The sequence below is a fragment of the Nostoc sp. DSM 114159 genome, from assembly GCF_053470285.1.
This window is the reverse complement of the sequence record NZ_JBPFEH010000001.1, coordinates 3,028,237-3,046,076: the sequence shown is the minus strand read 5'-3', so window position 1 is coordinate 3,046,076 and position 17,840 is coordinate 3,028,237. Positions and strand designations below refer to the sequence as shown.

The following is a 17,840-nucleotide window of genomic DNA, read 5'->3' as shown; positions in this document are numbered from 1 at the left end:
AAAGAAACAAGACAAGATGAGTAAACTTAAATACCAAATGCTTATTCAATGGTCTGATGAAGATGATTGCTTTTTAGTAGGATTCCCTGATTTTCCAGGACAACGCTGGCGGACTCATGGAGATACTTACGAGTTAGCTGTAGCAAATGGAATTGAAGCTTTAGAGTCTCTAATTATTGCTTACGAAGCTGTAGGCGAGTTACTTCCAGAACCATCTTATGAGGCTGGATTATAAGGAATTGAACTACCAAAAAGACTTGCACTAAAAAGATTGTGCAAATTCACAATTTCTATATCACCATTATCAAACTGAGCAACAACGTCATGAGATGAAGTCTCTTTCAGAATTGTTGCAATCCTACCGAGTGGATAAACTATGCATTTACCACCAATATAAAAATCGTAAGTTCCTGTATCAGCTTTAAAGCAAAGTGCTCCTTTTGAAAAAAGTGTCTTTACTTCACCAGATTCATTGATGACGTTCAAATTAATGTGACGCATTTAATTCTCCAAAAATTTACAATAAACTCATAAAAAATTATAACCTTTTCTAAGAAGTGTCATATACACATTGTTTTCTACTGCCTGTTTTTACTATGTATATCAATTAGCTTTAACATTCAGCGCGTATTCTTTAAACCTTTCCAAATCAGCTTGAATTGTTGATTCAACTATCCGCCCCAAAAACAAATTATCCATAATTTTGCCAAGAATGCCAGGGATAGCGTAGGAAATAGTCATTTTCACAATGCTACTATTGTGGCGATCGTAAAAGCGAATCGCTCCCTGATTCGGCAAACCATCAACCGATTCCCATTGGATAATTTGGTTAGGAATAACTTTGAGAATTCGGGATTGCCAATTAAATTCTAGACTGCCAGTTTTTAATTTCCAAAGAGATATATCTGGATTATCTGGCGGAATTTTCACCGAATCAATCCACTTCATCCACCGGGGCATTTGCTCTAAATCAGACCAGAGGCTCCATACTAAATCTATGGGAGCCTCTACTTCTACCTGCACAGTATGCTCTAACCAGTCTGACATTTCTTTTGTTCCTTCTCTACGAGATGCTTTGCGATCGCGTTCTTTGCACTCTTTGAAGTAGCCTGCGGCAAGCCAGTGCGTGTCTACGTTATTTCTTTAAACTCTCCAAAATCACTTTTGCCGCACGTCGTCCAGAAATAGTAGCACCTTCCATGCTGTCGATGTAGTCTTGCTGAGTATAACTGCCGGCAAGGAAGAAATTATCTACTGGTGTTTTTTGGTTGGGACGGTACGCATCCATCCCTGGCGCTTCTCGGTAAAGAGACTGAGCAAGTTTTACCACACTGTACCAAGTCATATTTAGCTCCCGCGACGAGGGAAACAGTTCATGGACTTGCTTGAGAACATGCTGGGCGATCGCTTCATTACTTTGGGTAATAAACGGATCTCCCGGTGTCAGCACTAACTGTAACAATGACCCCTGTCCTGGGCGATAATAATCAGCAGGACTAGTTAATGCTAAATCGGCAAAACAAGAAAAGTCAGCATCGGCTGTGTAAAGTAAATTATCAATTCCAGCCGCCTGATTTAGCTGTTTACGTTGCTCTCCATCGTTCAGTTCTGTTACCCAACCGTCAAAGCGTAACTGCACTGTAGCTACTGGCACTGCATCCAGTTTGTAAATATTGTCAAATTCTGACCACTTACGCCACTCTTGGGGTAGGATGCGTTGAATTCCTGGAACATCACAGGCAAAAACGTAAGCATCAGCTGCGATCGTTTCGACTGCATCACCTTGGGCAACTACTATACCAGTGACACGGGTTTGTTCGGCTGACTCAGCAAACTGAATTTCCCGAACTTGGCGGCGCGTGTAAATTTTGGTGCCTCTAGCTTCTAGATATTCCAGAATTGGTTTGTGTAAATATTCAGATGGAGAACCTTCCAGCATTCGCAAAACTGAAGCTTCAGTTTTAACTGCAAATAGCTGAAATATGGTTAACATACAACGGGCAGACATATTTTCGCAATCAATAAATCCCAATGCGTAAGCAATGGGGTTCCACATCCGCTTGATGCTGCCATTACTGCCACCATGACTGCGAAACCAATCGGCAAAGCTAACTTTATCTAAATTGCGGATAGTTTTCATCGCCCCATTAAAGTCTACCAATCCGCGAACTACCGGACTAGTACCCAAAGCGATCGCATTTTGCAATTTATCCTGCAACGATAGTTGGGAAGTAGTGAAAAATGCCTTTAACCCATTGAAAGGCGCACCTGTAAGAAAGCGAAAATCCAAAGCACCAGTGCGCCCCCCTTTATTGATAAAAGTGTGAGTATGTTCCTTGAGGCGTAAGTTTTCTAACACCCCCACTTTTTTCATTAAGTCAAATAGTTGGTAGTAGCACCCGAAAAATACATGCAACCCCATTTCTAGATGGTTGCCATCTCCATCAACCCAACTGCCAACTTTACCACCGACAAACGGACGAGATTCAAAAATCTCTATTTCACAACCAGCATCAGCTAGATCCACTGCGGTTGCTAGCCCAGCCAGTCCCGCACCTACGATTGCAACACGCATTCCGTCGTTCCTTTTCAGTTTCTTTACAGATTGTAACTGGGTTGGTGTCGGAATTTGCTACTTAATATCAACTCCAGCAGCATATTAATGCTTGCCAATATTGATACTAAAAACTCTTTGATTACTTCTTTTAGTTCCGGTAAATGACCAGACGCGATCAAAACGCGTCTGTATCATCTAGACAAACTTTTGTCCATAGCAGCGGACTCTCAAAAGTATCAGAGATATTTTTTTGGTGGCAAAGCAGTTTTCTGGATAAGTTGTGAAAGTCACTTCTTAGTTGTTTGCATCTTTACTGTCGTCGGAGACAGGCAAACTTCTAATCAGTTCGCGAATCACATCAGTTGCAGGTCTACCTGTTTGTTGGCAATATTTTTCTAGTTTTTCCGCTTCCTGCGTTGCAAGATTAACTGTTATGCGTTTAACTGCCCATTTTTTATTTGTCATTATCATGCTATCTGCTGTATATTTAGATGGTCGAAAGGGTCTAAATTAAAGAGGGAACCGATAAGATTATCAGAGTTTGTCTCACGAAACAAGTAATACCATTAATATTAAGAATGTTTGTTTTGTCAAAGGATCGATCATTTTCTAAAAAAATCAAAATACTACACTTTATTTGTTACTATTGTGACAGCATAAATAGCACATCGTTGCTTTTGAAGATAATAACCCTACTAACAGCATGAGTAAACCCTAACAATTAAATTTTATAAAGGAATTCAAGATACCTACTGTTGACTCAATGAAGATTTCCAAAGTTATTCTCCATTGAAAGCATTTGACCTTCACTCTTAACTAAGTTCGTCAAACCCAGTTAGAGAGAACATCTGTTAGAACATCAAAAAATAAAGCTTCAAAATCATTATCATACTGAAATGCTGCTTTACAGGAGGGTTGAAGTGGTGTGTGTAGAGCGTTAATAGTGACTTAGAAAGTAGACAAATAAGCGATCGCCTTAAAACAAACACCTATATCTAACCAGACTGTAACCAAGAACTTAAGAGCTACTTGAACTGTTATCAATTTTGGCTTACTTCGATCAAGCTGATTGCTTTTCACTGTCAATATAGTAGCCCGAAAAAAAAAGGACAACGCTCAGTCTACTGAGTCTAAATTGCCAATTATCTTGGTAATTTTTGACAACAACATCTGTAATTTCACACAGACGAATTCATCCAGAATATATGTGATGTTATTTGACTGTTGCCGATAAGATTTTAGTTTTGTTTCATATTTTTACAATAAATCATCGTCAGAATGTTATAAAATATTCCATCTTTTTTATCTTCTTTCTAGCGATATAGTTTGCTTTGAAAGCAGCAAGATTTTTACGATTTATCGTCTTCATTTATCTAGAGGTTATATAAATCCTTTTTAGCCAAGTAGGGCGTTAGAAGTTTGACATAAAAATTTTTCCTCATCTGTAAGCTAAGATATAAATTCCTGCAAAGAAAATTTTTGTCACAACTATTTTTATCTGGTAAGTATACCCGTAAAAAGAATCGTATATTTTATTTTTTTTAGCATTGTGTTTATTATAGCTATTATTTACGCACTTTAAATAATCTTCATTTAGACACTAGCAAACCTATTTTTTATCCTTTATAAAAAAATTACAAAGAAAAACATATTATCTGAACTTTTGCTTAATGATATTGATATATAACAGTTAAAAAAAAGATTTTAATATCTCAATGCATCAGTTAGGTTTGATTCAAGCAGTGTTTGGAGATAAAATTTTAGTGTGTTGTAGTTATTTATACTTAGCTAACTTAGATAAAATAACTAGAAAACTATGAAAATATAGGTACTTCATGAAATTTAGGTAAAGTTAGCTTCTTAAGATTGGTCGCGTATTCGTATTGACATATACGTGAATATTCATGAAAAAGTGCCGCATGCTGATAGGTACGCAGATCGCCAAGACTGAGTAGAACCGGAAATACTCTGCCTCTACTTAAAAGACTACCTACCAGGGATGGGTTGCATACTAATAGGATTTAGTTAAGGGTTAGTGGTGTAGACAATTGGTCTTTCAAGACGCGACAAAACGCCTGTCTACATCTGGGTTTTGTTGCTCATTCTGAATTGTATTGGGGTATATACAAAAGTGAAAATCCTGAACCTGTTTACTTCCCTGAAACAGTTACTCCTGAATTCAGAATTCTGAATTCAGGAGTAAAACACGCTTGATATTTAGGTAACAGACTTAGCTTGTCTAATTCACTTTCCTGGAAATCTGCTGTCAATGATGCGCCCTTACTTTCATCCCCACGTTTTGCTATGGGGTAAGACAGTACTCAGCACTGGTGAATCAACACTCTGTTGGTAAAAAGAACAGGGGTAAACGTTAAAAGGTAAAGCCTTCCCTTTTTCCCTCTCAAATGCAGTTTTAATCAATCAAATACACATCAACTTAATTTCTCATACCGATAATTTGAGATTGAGGATTGCGGCAATTCGTACAATTACTCAAATTTAAGTTGGGGCATCAGTTGGAGAGTGCCAATACCTAAATCTTTAGGTGAAAGCGATCGCCCTTCAAACAAAGCCATCATATCTCGTAACTGAGGATTGCCACGGGAGGCTCCCGTTAGTCCTTTGGCAATGATTAAGCCACAGTAGCCCTTAGTATTTTTACACCGCTGATTCCATTTTTTTCGGGCTTCGACATGAATCGGATCTTCATCTAAAAATTCCCCGAATAGGAACAATTCGCCATTTTGAGTTTGCAATAAACCTAAGTCGTAGCGATCGCCATCAAAAGGATCGGCACCTGGATTAAAGCAAATTGCTCTTAGTCCGCCCGCTGCTTCAATTCTTTCAATTACAGTCTTCGCCTTGGGCCGGGAAGTTTGAATTAGAATCACCGGCAAACCGTCACCCACTTGTTTGATTTCACTAGCCTGGTGGTAGCTGACCCCCTTTCGTAGAGAATCCAACATTTCCCAGGACACTACACCTAAGCTGAGGAAGGAATCTTCTGGTATCAAGTCATCTCGCAATGATTGGAAATCAGGGTTGTTAATCTCCTCGTCATCAATACCAAAGCCTGCCATTTCCTCTAATTCTGCTGCTAACTGCGGCATGGTAGAGACTGTTACCGACACTGATTTAGTTGATTCTTCCGACTGCGGTAGAGAAATGCGATAGCGACGGCTCAGAGTTGGGAAAATGTGTTCGTGAAGTTGGCGACGGTGATCGCGAATAAAGCGGCTCAGGCTTTCGATCGCAACCAAGATTACCAATGCTTCTTCGTCATACAAAACAGACCGTAGCCCTTCTAAAGGATGAATGTTACCAAAAGTAGGGTCAATTTCTGATAATGGCAGATCCGCCAAATCATCTTCTTCATTCTCATCTTCATCGGTTTCGTCAACGCTCTCGAAAGTGAGAAACAGGCAATCTTGCTTAAGGAACGCTTCTTCTAGATGCTCTGTTGATTCTTCATCCGTTAAAACTGCGGCGCGAAACTGTTTTAAAGACTCTTCTGAGCGATAAAACAAAATCCCATACTCCATTCCCAGCATTCCCATAACTGAGGCGTAGAGTGTGCCAACATCCCACCGATTAATCTCGATTGACAAAATTTGCTGTTCTTCCAAAAATTCCCAAGGTGCTGCTTGCCAAATTGCAAATGCTTTCTCTCGCAAGATTTGCGCATACTGTGGGGGTAAATCGGGGGTTTGACTATCGAGGATGTCGGCGAATCCCCGAAATAGTTCGTCAATTAAAGGCAGTTCTGGTGCGTAGTCAATAGCGATATCCAAATCTTGCAGCACTCCCCGCAGGTAAAATTGGATCTCGCGGTCTTTGACTACAATTCTTTGGGGTCTAGCAGGTCTTGCCGGACTTTGGGGATGCTCCATTGCTTGCATTAAGGTGCGAACTATTGCTTCTGGGCCGGTATCAGAAGCTACCACGTCCATTCCTCGAACAACACCTTGAGAGTAATCTACCCAAAGAATGCATTCTCCCTTTGCCTCTGAGTCTGAGTGCTGGTTTGGTGATGACAACGGACGGCGATCGCCCTCCCATACAGAAGGAATTTGAGTTAATTTCTTCAACCGACGACTGGTAGAGCGATTAAAACTTGTCATAGAAATCAAAAGAAGCAATTTGGAAGTAAACTTTGGGGGCTAGCTAGCCTCGGATTAAATTTTTATGGCTGCACCTGAAGGGTGGTTGCTTCTGTTGCTGCCGTAAGGCTTGAATTTTAAGAATACCGAATGTATAAACACATTGAGTCTCTCAATTCTAGAATAAAAATCTTTGGCTACTTTTGACGGAGTGTTTACAATTTGGTATCTAGCAACATCTAAGCCGCTAGAATGAATACAAAAACACTTAACGAGCAACCCAGAAGCATTACAAGCCGATATAGGGTAACGCTTATACTAATTAAGGAGTTGAAAAGCAGATGACACAAGCAATTGAAGCTCAACAACGCGGAATTCTGTTGAGCGAAGCCGCATTGCACCAGGTAAAATCCCTCCGGGACAAGCAAGGCACAGACTTGTGCTTACGGGTAGGAGTGCGTCAGGGTGGGTGTTCTGGGATGTCTTACATGATGGACTTTGAAGATACCAGCAAGATCGCTCCTGATGATGAAGTTTTTGATTATGATGGCTTCAAAATTGTCAGCGATCGCAAGAGTCTGTTATATCTCTACGGTTTAATGCTTGATTACAGCGATGCTATGATTGGCGGTGGTTTCCAATTTACTAACCCCAATGCTAATCAAACTTGTGGTTGCGGCAAATCATTTGGGGTGTAATATTGTCAGTTGTCATTTGTCATTTGTCTTTTACAAATGACCAATGACTAATGACTAATGACTAATGACCAATGACTAATGACCAATGACTAATACAGTTGAATCCCTGTTTGATACAGGTTTAGAACGCTATAAAGCAGGAGAATCAGCAGAATCTTTAATCCCTGTATTTAAAGAAGTGTGCGATCGCGCTCCTAAAACTAGTGCAGCTTGGGTTTGTTTAGCGTGGTTGTATCTACTCGATAACAAACCCAATTTGGCTTACAAAGCCGGACAGAAGGCAGTCAAGCTAAATCCACAAGATCCCCAAGCTAGAATCAATCTCGCCTTAGCAATGTTGGAAACAAAGCAAAAAGGTTTGCGGGAACATATTGACATAGCACAACATTTGATTTTTGTCAACGAAGAATGGAGTGATGAAATAAAAAATAGTATTGAGGACGGTTTAAGTAGAAAACCAGATTGGCAAAGTTTAACAAAAGTCAAAAGTTGGCTGTTTGAAAAATAAAAGATGGGGAGTGGGGACTTTTAAGAGGCAGGGGGGCAGGGGGAGATGTGGTTCGACTGCGCTCACCAACCGGGAGATGAGGGAGATGAGGGGACAAGGAGATAAACAAAACTCCTAACTCTTAACTCCTAACTCCTAACTCCTAACTCAGCACTCTTAACGCCCAATTCCCAATGCCCAGTACCCAATCCAATCATGAAAGATAAATTGTTAAATTGGCTAAACATGGTTTTAGTCGCCGATGTTTTTTTGGTTTTATTTGGCTTTGGCTGGTTAGCGATCGCTGCGATCGGTGATGCCGCAGGAGTAAACCTGGGTTTGGATTTGTGGCATCAACTGTGGCAACCCTTGTTTAACCCCGCAATTGGCATTCTCATGGGCGGTGCAATTCTCAGCGGTATTATCAGTTGGGTTTCCAAAAAATTTCTTTCTAGCCAATAGTCAAAAAATCAGGTATGGGGCAATTCAATTTTGGATTTTGGATTTGAGATTTTGGATTAAATTTCAATCTAAAATCCAAAATCTCAAATCTAAAATTCTTACTCCCCACTCCCTTTTAATTAAGAATTTGTGTTAATGCCGATTGCAAATTAGGATATTTGTACTCAAAGCCTGTTTGCACAGTGCGTTTTGGGATAACTTGTTGACCTTCTAAAACTACTATTGCCCCGTCTCCTAAAAGAGCTTCAATCGCAAAAGCAGGAACAGGCAACCAAGAAGGGCGATTCATCACTTGTCCCAAAGTTTGGCTTAAATCTGCCATCCTAACTGGGTTGGGAGCAGTGGCATTATATACGCCTTCTATTTCCGGTTTAGTTAAAGCTTGCAAAATCAGGTTAACTAAATCGTCTACGTGAATCCATGAGAACCACTGCCGACCACTGCCAATAGGCCCGCCAGCAAAGAGTTTGAAAGGCGGAATCATTTTACCTAAAGCACCACCATTACCCAAGACAATCCCAAAACGCAGAATTACTAGTCGCACACCAGCATCTTTTACTTTTCTCGCTTCAGCTTCCCAGGCTTGGCAGACTTGGGCAAGAAAATCGTTACCAGATGGACTGGTTTCATCAAAGGTAGCCGTTTCACTGGTGCCGTAGTAGCCAATAGCTGAAGCGTTAATTAACACTGATGGTTTAGGATTAGCGTTGGCTATTGCTTCAACTATTTTTTGTGTACCTAACTTTCGGCTATTGAAAATTTCTTGTTTCCGTTCTGGTGTCCAGCGTCCTTCACCAATAGGTTCTCCTGCCAAATTAACTACGCTATCACAACTAGCAATGACACTTTGCCAAGAACCAGATGCATTTGGTGTATGGGCAACAATTTCTACATTAGGAAAAGCCTCAGATGGAAAAACCTTTTGAGCAAAAGTGGTATTCCGAGTTAATGCTACTATCTTATGACCTTCTTTGTGTAATCGTTGTACCAAACGACTACCGACAAATCCTGTTGCTCCGGTAATTGCGACTTTCATTTTCTACCTCAGCCAAACCTTTATTGTAAAGTTTTCGATCGAACTTTCAGCTTACCAAAGAAGGCAGGAGGCAGAGGAGCAGAGGAGCAGAGGAGCACTTCGGCTACGCTCAGTGACCGAGGAGCGGGGGAGCAGAGGAGATATGTTTTAGAATGCAATGTTAGTGTCACTATACATTAATGAGGCTTTGAACTCCTTTAATGAGCTTTTGATACTCATTAATGAGGCTTTGATACTCATTAATCAGCCTTTGAACTCCTTTAATGAGGCTTTGATACTCATTAATGAGGCTTTGAACTCCTTTAATCAGCCTTTGAACTCCTTTAATGAGGCTTTGATACTCATTAATGAGGCTTTGAACTCCTTTAATCAGCCTTTGAACTCCTTTAATGAGGCTTTGATACTCATTAATGAGGCTTTGAACTCCTTTAATCAGCCTTTGATACTTGCAGACGTAGCTTGGAACTTTTCCCCCTGCTCCTCTGCTCCTCTGCCCCCTGCCCCCTGCCCCCTGCCCCCTGCTTCCTCACTGACTGTATATCTGGTAATACCTGCTCTCAAAAACTTTGATTTTTTAATGACTTTATATTTAGATACTTCGGTATTATAGGATGGACGGAGTGTTGCAAGGCTTGGGGCTATTATGGCTCGCTATACCTGTTCATTTATTATTTCTGTTCCTAGTGACCATCTGGTGCCGTTACTTGTAGAACTTCTACAGGACTGTCAGTTGGATATTCAGTATCACACAGCCGAATATATTATCGGTCGTGAGGTTCCTGGAAATGTTCCTTTTCCTAAATTAATAACAGTAGAAGTACTGATTGACAAATCAAAATCTACTGAAACAGAAACCCGGATGAGTATTGTGATTAAAAATGAAGAACTACCAATTCACCTAGATAATTACTGCCGACAAATGTTTGAGTTAATCAAGCAAGCTATTGAAAGTAGCCGCCATTGGCATTTGATTGAAAGTATTGCAGGATAGTTTTGGTGATTGAATTGATACTTCCACGGACTCAAACCGTGGGAGTACCAGACTGTGATTGGTAATTATAATTCACTCTCCTAGTCCTCTAAATCCTCGGCCATACCGGGGTTTATCAGTGTAATGTCGTACTCGCTCGAATCCGTTTGTCCTAAACGCTGAGTGTTTCTTAAAAGGTAATAAATGGCACGTACTTGAGGCCCAAAAACGATCTCGTCTTCATTTTTGAGATCGTGGGCTGGTATCTTGCGTCCATTAATCATCAAACCATTGGAACTAGGCTTACCTTTGGCATCGCCATCTACAATCCGGTAATAGTAGCTATGACTATTATGCTCTCGTGGCAATCTCACTAATGTGGCATGGCGGCGGGAGACAAACTGCGACATCAAACGGATATTACATTCGCGGTCTCTACCAATAGAGTAGACAGGGTGCTCCAGAGAAAATTCTTTGCGACCTTGATCGTCTTCAATAATTAGTAGATGGTTTTCATTGGTTTCTGCTGCCATTGACAAATCGTGGAACTGTAATTGATTAAACTTTGTTTAGTATCGTATCTTGCCATTTTTGCGCACCATAAGTTTGTGGTGCTAATCTAAATAAGCTTTAAAATTGCATAATACCTTGAAAGAGTAGAACATGGCCGTTCTACTCCAGTAGCTATGATAGCTTTGGTAAGTGTTTTAATTTGACGACTGACTCCTGAATTGTGCTTTGATAACCAAGATTTGTGGTGGCAAATTGAATATGTAAAGGAGTATTCTACGGGCGATGAGCAAATCGCCGTAATAATATTGAGTTGGTGACGACGCTAACAGAGCTAAAAGCCATTAATGCAGCAGCACCAGATGGGTTAAGCACAAAACCCAGACTAGGAAATAAAACACCTGCTGCTAAAGGAATGCCAAGTGTATTATATGCAAAAGCCCAGAATAAATTTTGGCGGATTTTGTTGAATGTGGCGCGACTAAGCTGAATAGATTCGACGACATCGTTTAGGCGATCGCGCATTAAAATAATTTCAGCAGTTTCCATTGCCACATCTGTCCCGGAGTGTAAAGCAATTCCGACATCAGCTTGAGATAAAGCTGGAGCATCGTTGATTCCATCTCCTACCATTGCAATTATTGAGTGTGTAGAGACGCGATTAATCGCGTCTCTACGAAGTGAGGAGTTAAGAGTTTTCTTTGCCTCCTTGTCTCCTTGTCCCTCTTGTCCCCTTGTCCCTTCTAACTGGAGTGCTTGTATTGCCGCCGCTTTTTTAGCTGGGGGAACACCTGCGATTACATCAGCGCTATCTAATCCTAATTGTTTGGCTATGGCGCTAGCTGCTTCTTGGCGATCGCCACTGAGCAACATTACCCGTAGGCCCATCTGACGCAATTTGTCTACAGTGGATCGAGCATCCGATCTAAGGGTATCAGAAACACCAATTAGTCCGGCGAAAGTTCCGCCAATTGCGACACAAACGACTGTTTTACCATCTGTTGCCAAATCCTGTGCTAACTGTTGTGCGGTTTCGTTAATGGCAATGCCGTGCCAACTCAACCATTCCCAGTTACCTAACAATACAACTGTGCCTTCTACCACAGCAGATACCCCTAGCCCTGGTTCCGTGTGAAAGTCTACAGCCTCTGGAATAGATAACTGTTGCCGTTGTGCTTCTTGTTGAATCGCTTTTGCTAGAGGATGGTAAGTACCGCTTTCTACGGCGGCTGCTAGTTGGATTAGGGAGTAGGCTTGCCGTGAGCGTAGCCGAACGGGAGTAGGCTTGCCGTGAGCGTAGCCGAACGGGAGTAGTGAGTGAGGTTGACTACTCCTTATTCCCCACTCACCATTCCCCATTTCCTCAATTAGCAGACAATCTGTAACTATGGGATTACCTGTGGTAAGAGTGCCAGTTTTATCAAATACTACGGTGTTTAACTGGTGTATTTTTTCTAAAACATCGCCACCTTTGATTAACAAACCTCTTTCTGCGCCCATAGCAGTTCCAACCAGAATGGCTGTTGGTGTGGCAAGTCCCAAGGCACAGGGACAAGCGACTACCATAACTGCGATCGCTAGTTTTAAACTGATTAGGAGTGATGAGTGCTGAGTGCTGAGTGCTGTTAGCGGTAGCGGGGCGTTTAGCCCGTGGTGGGCTTCATGTGTAGCGTGGCTCATCATTTCCATATCACCAGACATGGTGATATTAGCCCAGATGTGAGTACCGAAAAAATACCAAAAGAAAAATGTTAAGACAGATGCTGTTAGTACTCCGTAGGTAAAGTAACCAGCTACTGTATCTGCTAATTTCTGTACTGGTGCTTTCCGAGTTTGAGCGGCTTCTACTAAGGCGACAATTCGAGCTAGAGTTGTATCACTTCCAATCCGGGTTGCCCGAATAGCGATCGCTCCTGACTGGTTTAGTGTTCCCCCTGTCACCATATCTCCTGGTTTTTTGATTATTGGCACTGCTTCCCCGGTTAGCATTGATTCATCAACCGTTGTTTGACCAACCACCACTTCACCATCAACGGGGATTTTATCACCTGGCAGCACTTGTAAGCATTCACCGACACGCACCTGTTCAGCAGGAATCTCAACACTAGAAGAATCCATTCCGGCTTTCTCTGGATTGGCTATCAATCGCGCTAAGAGTGGCTGGAGTGCTAGCAATTTCCTAAATGCAGCCGCCGCACGACCTCTAGCTTGTTGCTCTAATGTCCTTCCTAAGAGAATAAAGCCCAGCATCATTACTGGCTCGTCAAAGAAGCACTCCCAACCCAATTGGGGAAAAAGCAGTGCTACTAAACTAGCAATGTAGGCTGTCAGCGTTCCCAATCCTACTAGGGTGTTCATGTTAGGCGCATTTCGCCGCCAGCCCAGCCAGCCATCTACTAAAATTGGACGACCGGGAATTAACAGTGCTACTGTCGCTAGTCCACAGTGAAACCAGATGTTATTTAGGACTGGCAGCACTGAGCTACCAAGATTACCAAAATGTCCACTTCCCGACAATATCAGCAATACTGCTGCGATCGCTAACTGCCATAGAGAAGAACGCATTTCTCGGCGTTGTCGTTCTGCTGGATCTGGTAAGGTTGATATTTCGCCTGCTACTGTGCCATTAGCTTTTCGGGGTTGAGTCGGGAATCCAACGGCTGTTAATCGCTGTGCCAGTGCATCTGCATCTATTGCACCAACTTCTGACTCTACAACTGCTACCTCTGTGGCCAGGTTCACACAGGCACTCTTGACTCCTGGATGTTGGGTCAGCTGTCGCTCTACTGCGTTCACACACCCAGCACACTTCATACCCCCAACATCTAAAATAATCTTCTCTAGGATTGGGTCAGGTTCTAGGGCTGGCTTAGTTTTCGGGACAAGTTGCATGGCTTGTGTTTAGATTCGCTACAGAAATTCAACGCCTGACTAAAAGCGTCTCTAATTCGAGCGTAGGCTAAATATGGAACTATGACTCAATGTCAACCATATTAAAATTATTAATTTATCGTACTTCGTTGAGCATCAAGACTATCGCTGCATTTTAATTCAACGTTCCAAGTTCTCAGATTTTTCTGTAGGGTTCTGAATTTGAAATTTGAAATTACCCTACAGGGGGTTGACATTTCCAACGTCTATAAGTGATATAAATAATTGCTGCCACCTGTATTGGCGCGATCGCAATCAGGTTTTTGAAGAAATAGTTGATTTCTAAATGAGATATAACGCTGAAATATCCTAAGCCTAACAAGAAGAAGATTGCCCAGTTAAGCTGTTTAGGTTTGAAATTGAGCATATTAATAAAAATAAATATAGAAGGTAAAAGTGCTGTATAACTTTTGTTAAAGGTAAAAGGTGAAGCGAAAGGGAAAAAGGATGTTTTTTTTGGTTGCTAACCTTTATCCCTGCGCTTTTGCTGCAATCCTAAACTTGGTAGCGGTTATCATCCTCAGCTTTCAGTAAGAAAGCTATTCTTGCACTAGAACCAGCCCTGCTTATTCACAAAATAAGTATTTACAAATCCTTCAGGGGATTTATTTAAGTAGATCATGCCTTCAATTAGACCTACAAGTTGCATAACTAACAAAGCAACGCCGTAGGTAAAAGAACCCCCAACGACAGAAATCACTAACATGATAAAGCCTTCCGAAGCGTATCCTAGAATAAACTTATGAACCCCAAACGCTCCCAGAATAATGCCACAGTAACCAGCTAGAAGTTGTTTGGTAGGGTGACTGGGGTTAAGATTTGCCATATAAGTGCTGCTCCTTGATAAGTGAGTATAAAAATAAAGTCTTTATTGTAATGGAAGCAAATACATTTACTTGCTTAATAAATAGATTTTTAATTTTTTCAGTCTGAGTAAGTCTCAAGATGAATAATTAAAATCAGCGTGCTTTTATTCCAGAGGAGACGCCAAGATGTCTTGCGCTATAGGCCGAACTGGCGCTCCTTGATAACTTTTGCTGGATTTGACGATCGCAAACCCTGATGCAGCAGTTTTGCAGATTTTTCGCTCAGGCGTTTATCTTGAGCAGAATCAATCTTAAATAATCAGCAAAAGCTGCTACATACACCACTTTTTACAAGTCCATCAGTATTATTTCCGGATTTTTTTGCGATGCTTCCAGCGAATGTGAAATACCATCGCACCAATGGCAAGACAACTGTGTGGCTAGTGAGAGTCTAGAAGCGCAAAAGGCATCTTCTATATCTTTGCTAACCGTTTTTTAGTTACCGATCCCCACTTCCATGAGCGCAAACCGGAATTGCATTCCAATTTATGACAGCTAAAAATGGTTCAAGAAGACAATTAACATCTCGAAAAATGGCTAAAATCTACCTGAATCAGAATAAATGCTTAACTAGATAGTTTGTTGTCTATGTTAATAGCATTCTTTAATTTGCTTTTGCCATTATCCTAATTGGGTTTTCAGCTAGTATTTATGCTTATAACCAATTGTTACTAGTAAATTGTCTCTATCTATGGAGATAAAATCAGATATTTCTGTTTTTGGCAACAGTACTATACTTGTATTAATTGCTTCCCAAAATAAACAGACTTAACAGTGTACCACTATTCCAAAGGCTGTGGAGAAGCATAGGAGCGAGGAGATTGCGCGATCGCGTGTAGACCACTCCCAACACAATGCCCAATGCGGTCAGGGGGAGAATTTCCGATAAGCTGAGGTGAGCGATCGCAAACAACAAACTACTAATCAGAATCGATCCCCACACGGGTAAGTAACGAGTTAGAGAGGGTAACAAAAAACCGCGAAATAGGATTTCTTCAAAAAATGGAGCTGCGATCGCCGCTGTGGAGAAAAATATACCAAGTGCGATACCATCTTGGCTTTCCAGGGCTAATTGCAACAGAGGATTACTCCCACCCTGTCCTTGCCATAGCTGCTGATTAATCAAAGATACCACCACAACTACTGGTAAAGCCGTGCAATAACCTCCCAGTCCCCACAAAAACCAGTTATCTTGAAAACGGAAGCGAAACCAGAATTCTGGTAGTGGAAAAAAGCGTTTGAGAGAGAAATACAGTACTAACAGCGCACCTAATGCTACCAAGAAGTAACTAACCAACACAGAAAATGCCTGAAGTCGCACATCCACAATGGGACGCGGAATGGGTAGCAACGATATTACTAAGGGCACAAAAATTTGCCCCATGAAGAAAAAGCCGATGATAAAAACCTGCAAAACCGTTTCACCTCCCCAAGGCGTTGACCAAGGGATATCAGCATTTTGAGCTAATAACGAGGCTTTTCCTTTCAACAAGCGTTGAGCAAATAATAAAATCAGCAGTATTAGACCAATTAAAGCTGCCAAGGTGGGAATAGTGCCAATAACTGCCAATTTAATCACTGCTTGAGCAGAAGATTCTTGTTGTGCGGCTTTTACTGCTGATAACGCATCTTGTCGTTGCTGGAGTTGGTATAACTTAACCAAAGCAGTAGAGCGAAACCAACCTTCTAAATTCTTTTGAATTGGTTCTTGAGCATTTGGGAGGATACGCGGAGGATTGCTCCATAGTCCAGTCAATACAGCGGCGGTTTCCCCAAACCCTGGATTAATATCTGAGCGTTGTTGTAATTCGCTCCAAGTCTTGAAGGCTGTATCCGTCTGTCCCTGCTGTGCTTGTAAGATTCCCAAGCGCAGGTCTAATTCAGCCAGTAATTTTTGTAATTGCTCAAAAGACTGCTGTAACTGTTGCTGTCCCTGTTTAGAAGTTTTAATAGTGGGAGGAGCGTCCGGTAGAGGTTTCGGAGGTGTGGGAGTTATTTCCGCTTGAGAGCGTAATTGTGCAAGTTTATTGTTAACTTTGTCTAAATTAGCTTGAACTGATTGACGCGCCTCCTGATACTGCTTTGTAGCGCTTTCTAGGGGTTGTTCGCCAAGTATTGCTTCCCGAATCGCCTGGAGTTTGTCATCACCGCTATCTTCTGATTGCCAAGCTTGAGCTTGTAAAGCAATATTTGTTTGGTATAGTTCCAAACGACTTTGAAATTGAGGTTCTTGCCAACTACCGAATAAAGCCGAAACTGCTAACAGAACTGCTATCGGCGTCATCACAAAAAATAAAACCAACCGCTTGAGTGTCATCTATCCCCCTTTAACTGACCAGTGGAGAGCGCGTCCCCCTTGGGAATTATCGCAATAAAAAGTCAGAGGTGGATAGATATCATCAATATTATAAGTTTGCGATGCCTGCGGTAAATGCTCGCCTATGCACCCACGATGTTAAATATACAGTTAATGCGTGCCCCTACAATGCCATTGCATCCCGATACAATGTTAATGCGTGTCCCTACAATGCCATTGCATCCCGATACAATGTTAATGCGTGCCCTTACAATGCCATTGCATCCCGATACAATGTTAATGCGTGCCCTTACAATGCCATTGCATCCCGATACAATGTTATTGCATCCCCCTGCATTAAAAACGCTACGCTTTTTAGCAAAATTGTACTTAGAGGAATTCAGAATCGAGAAGTTGTTCCATAGTGAAAGGACACTCAAGGGGAAAAGTTTCTATTGGCTTTTGAGTCTCATTTACTGCGTCTCTACGAGCGCGGCGATAATATTTCTGTATCCACTCCCAGTTTTCTAGAAGGCGCTGCAAGCTGGGAGTATCTTCCAAGCAATCTTGAATTTGGTTTTGGCAGTTTGAGATTGTGTTAACCCAACTTTTAGTTTTTCGTGGTTGATATTGGCATTTGAGTAAGTACATCAAAAGCACTTGTAAATAACTTCCAAGTTCCTTTTGTTCACTCCGACCCAAAGCCTCTAGTTCCTCTACCAAATGTTCAACATCTAATTCAGCCCAGCGTCCTTTCTTCAGACACTCAGCTTGTTGCTGCGTCCACACCAGAAAGTCCTGATTGTAGAGTGTAGTTTTACTCATCAACAGTTACCCCTTTGTTTTCAGCAGCATTTTGCCTATTTTTGCTCAATGCAGTGCTTTACTAGACATTTTACAAACAAAGTAGGGCGAAAGCGCTGACTA

At 41.5% G+C, this 17,840-nt stretch carries 18 protein-coding genes; 6 read left to right on the top strand and 12 right to left on the bottom strand.

What is annotated here, in order from left to right; all coding sequences use genetic code 11:
- The first annotated feature begins 16 nt into the window (after window positions 1–16).
- Entirely contained in the window at window positions 17–235 is a 219-nt protein-coding gene (locus ACR5KR_RS12500; protein ID WP_445626260.1) for a type II toxin-antitoxin system HicB family antitoxin, read from the top strand.
- Here ACR5KR_RS12500 and ACR5KR_RS12495 read toward each other — a convergent pair.
- The 5 genes from ACR5KR_RS12495 to ACR5KR_RS12475 all read right to left on the bottom strand — a co-directional run bounded on the left by ACR5KR_RS12495 (window position 217) and on the right by ACR5KR_RS12475 (window position 6,678).
- Window positions 217–501 carry a hypothetical protein gene (locus tag ACR5KR_RS12495; RefSeq protein ID WP_445626261.1) on the bottom strand — a complete coding sequence of 95 codons (285 nt, stop codon included), beginning with the start codon at window positions 499–501 and terminating at the stop codon, window positions 217–219. The genes ACR5KR_RS12500 and ACR5KR_RS12495 overlap by 19 nt on opposite strands.
- A 102-nt stretch (window positions 502–603) precedes the next feature.
- Window positions 604–1,047 carry an SRPBCC family protein gene (locus ACR5KR_RS12490; RefSeq protein ID WP_322701381.1) on the bottom strand — a complete coding sequence of 148 codons (444 nt, stop codon included), beginning with the start codon at window positions 1,045–1,047 and terminating at the stop codon, window positions 604–606.
- Between the two features lie 88 nt (window positions 1,048–1,135).
- The gene (zds, locus tag ACR5KR_RS12485; protein ID WP_448266738.1) at window positions 1,136–2,575 is read right to left on the bottom strand and encodes a 9,9'-di-cis-zeta-carotene desaturase; all 1,440 of its coding nucleotides are present in this window, start codon (window positions 2,573–2,575) and stop codon (window positions 1,136–1,138) included.
- Window positions 2,576–2,851: 276 nt separating this feature from the next.
- Window positions 2,852–3,028: a CopG family transcriptional regulator gene (locus ACR5KR_RS12480; RefSeq protein ID WP_292857258.1), complete on the bottom strand. Its 177-nt coding sequence runs from the start codon at window positions 3,026–3,028 to the stop codon at window positions 2,852–2,854.
- Window positions 3,029–5,046: 2,018 nt separating this feature from the next.
- The gene (locus ACR5KR_RS12475; protein WP_445626263.1) at window positions 5,047–6,678 is read right to left on the bottom strand and encodes a DUF6930 domain-containing protein; all 1,632 of its coding nucleotides are present in this window, start codon (window positions 6,676–6,678) and stop codon (window positions 5,047–5,049) included.
- 320 nt (window positions 6,679–6,998) lie between these two features.
- Here ACR5KR_RS12475 and ACR5KR_RS12470 point away from each other — a divergent pair, with 320 nt between their 5' ends.
- From ACR5KR_RS12470 to ACR5KR_RS12460, 3 genes are all read left to right on the top strand, one after another.
- Window positions 6,999–7,355, top strand: coding sequence for a HesB/IscA family protein (locus ACR5KR_RS12470; protein WP_445626264.1), 357 nt, complete (start codon window positions 6,999–7,001; stop codon window positions 7,353–7,355).
- A gap of 85 nt (window positions 7,356–7,440) precedes the next feature.
- The gene (locus tag ACR5KR_RS12465; RefSeq protein WP_448266737.1) at window positions 7,441–7,863 is read left to right on the top strand and encodes a tetratricopeptide repeat protein; all 423 of its coding nucleotides are present in this window, start codon (window positions 7,441–7,443) and stop codon (window positions 7,861–7,863) included.
- Between the two features lie 195 nt (window positions 7,864–8,058).
- Complete coding sequence (locus ACR5KR_RS12460; protein ID WP_094352470.1) at window positions 8,059–8,304, top strand: hypothetical protein; 246 nt, start codon at window positions 8,059–8,061, stop codon at window positions 8,302–8,304.
- Between the two features lie 115 nt (window positions 8,305–8,419).
- Here the strand turns inward: ACR5KR_RS12460 and thyD are convergent, their stop codons facing one another.
- On the bottom strand, window positions 8,420–9,340 hold the full coding sequence (gene thyD / locus ACR5KR_RS12455) for a thylakoid membrane protein ThyD (protein ID WP_445626267.1): 921 nt from the start codon (window positions 9,338–9,340) through the stop codon (window positions 8,420–8,422).
- A 157-nt stretch (window positions 9,341–9,497) separates the two neighbouring features.
- Between thyD and ACR5KR_RS12450 the strand changes: the two genes are divergently transcribed.
- Together ACR5KR_RS12450 and ACR5KR_RS12445 are read left to right on the top strand one after the other, a co-directional pair.
- Complete coding sequence (locus tag ACR5KR_RS12450) at window positions 9,498–9,950, top strand: hypothetical protein (RefSeq protein ID WP_448266736.1); 453 nt, start codon at window positions 9,498–9,500, stop codon at window positions 9,948–9,950.
- A 33-nt stretch (window positions 9,951–9,983) separates the two neighbouring features.
- Window positions 9,984–10,331 carry a hypothetical protein gene (locus ACR5KR_RS12445; RefSeq protein ID WP_322693640.1) on the top strand — a complete coding sequence of 116 codons (348 nt, stop codon included), beginning with the start codon at window positions 9,984–9,986 and terminating at the stop codon, window positions 10,329–10,331.
- 80 nt (window positions 10,332–10,411) lie between these two features.
- Here ACR5KR_RS12445 and ACR5KR_RS12440 read toward each other — a convergent pair whose 3' ends face one another.
- The 6 genes from ACR5KR_RS12440 to ACR5KR_RS12415 all read right to left on the bottom strand — a co-directional run bounded on the left by ACR5KR_RS12440 (window position 10,412) and on the right by ACR5KR_RS12415 (window position 17,738).
- A complete protein-coding gene (locus tag ACR5KR_RS12440) occupies window positions 10,412–10,849 on the bottom strand; it encodes an FHA domain-containing protein (RefSeq protein ID WP_445626269.1) in 438 nt (145 codons plus the stop codon).
- 247 nt (window positions 10,850–11,096) lie between these two features.
- Complete coding sequence (locus tag ACR5KR_RS12435; protein ID WP_448266735.1) at window positions 11,097–13,712, bottom strand: heavy metal translocating P-type ATPase; 2,616 nt, start codon at window positions 13,710–13,712, stop codon at window positions 11,097–11,099.
- Between the two features lie 214 nt (window positions 13,713–13,926).
- A complete protein-coding gene (locus ACR5KR_RS12430) occupies window positions 13,927–14,118 on the bottom strand; it encodes a hypothetical protein (RefSeq protein WP_448266734.1) in 192 nt (63 codons plus the stop codon).
- Window positions 14,119–14,301: 183 nt separating this feature from the next.
- Entirely contained in the window at window positions 14,302–14,577 is a 276-nt protein-coding gene (locus tag ACR5KR_RS12425) for a TM2 domain-containing protein (protein ID WP_289798872.1), read from the bottom strand.
- Window positions 14,578–15,359: 782 nt separating this feature from the next.
- The gene (locus ACR5KR_RS12420) at window positions 15,360–16,934 is read right to left on the bottom strand and encodes a CPBP family intramembrane glutamic endopeptidase (RefSeq protein ID WP_448266733.1); all 1,575 of its coding nucleotides are present in this window, start codon (window positions 16,932–16,934) and stop codon (window positions 15,360–15,362) included.
- Between the two features lie 369 nt (window positions 16,935–17,303).
- Window positions 17,304–17,738 (bottom strand): DUF29 domain-containing protein, encoded by a 435-nt coding sequence (locus ACR5KR_RS12415; RefSeq protein WP_448266732.1) that lies wholly within the window; start codon window positions 17,736–17,738, stop codon window positions 17,304–17,306.
- Window positions 17,739–17,840 lie beyond the last annotated feature (102 nt).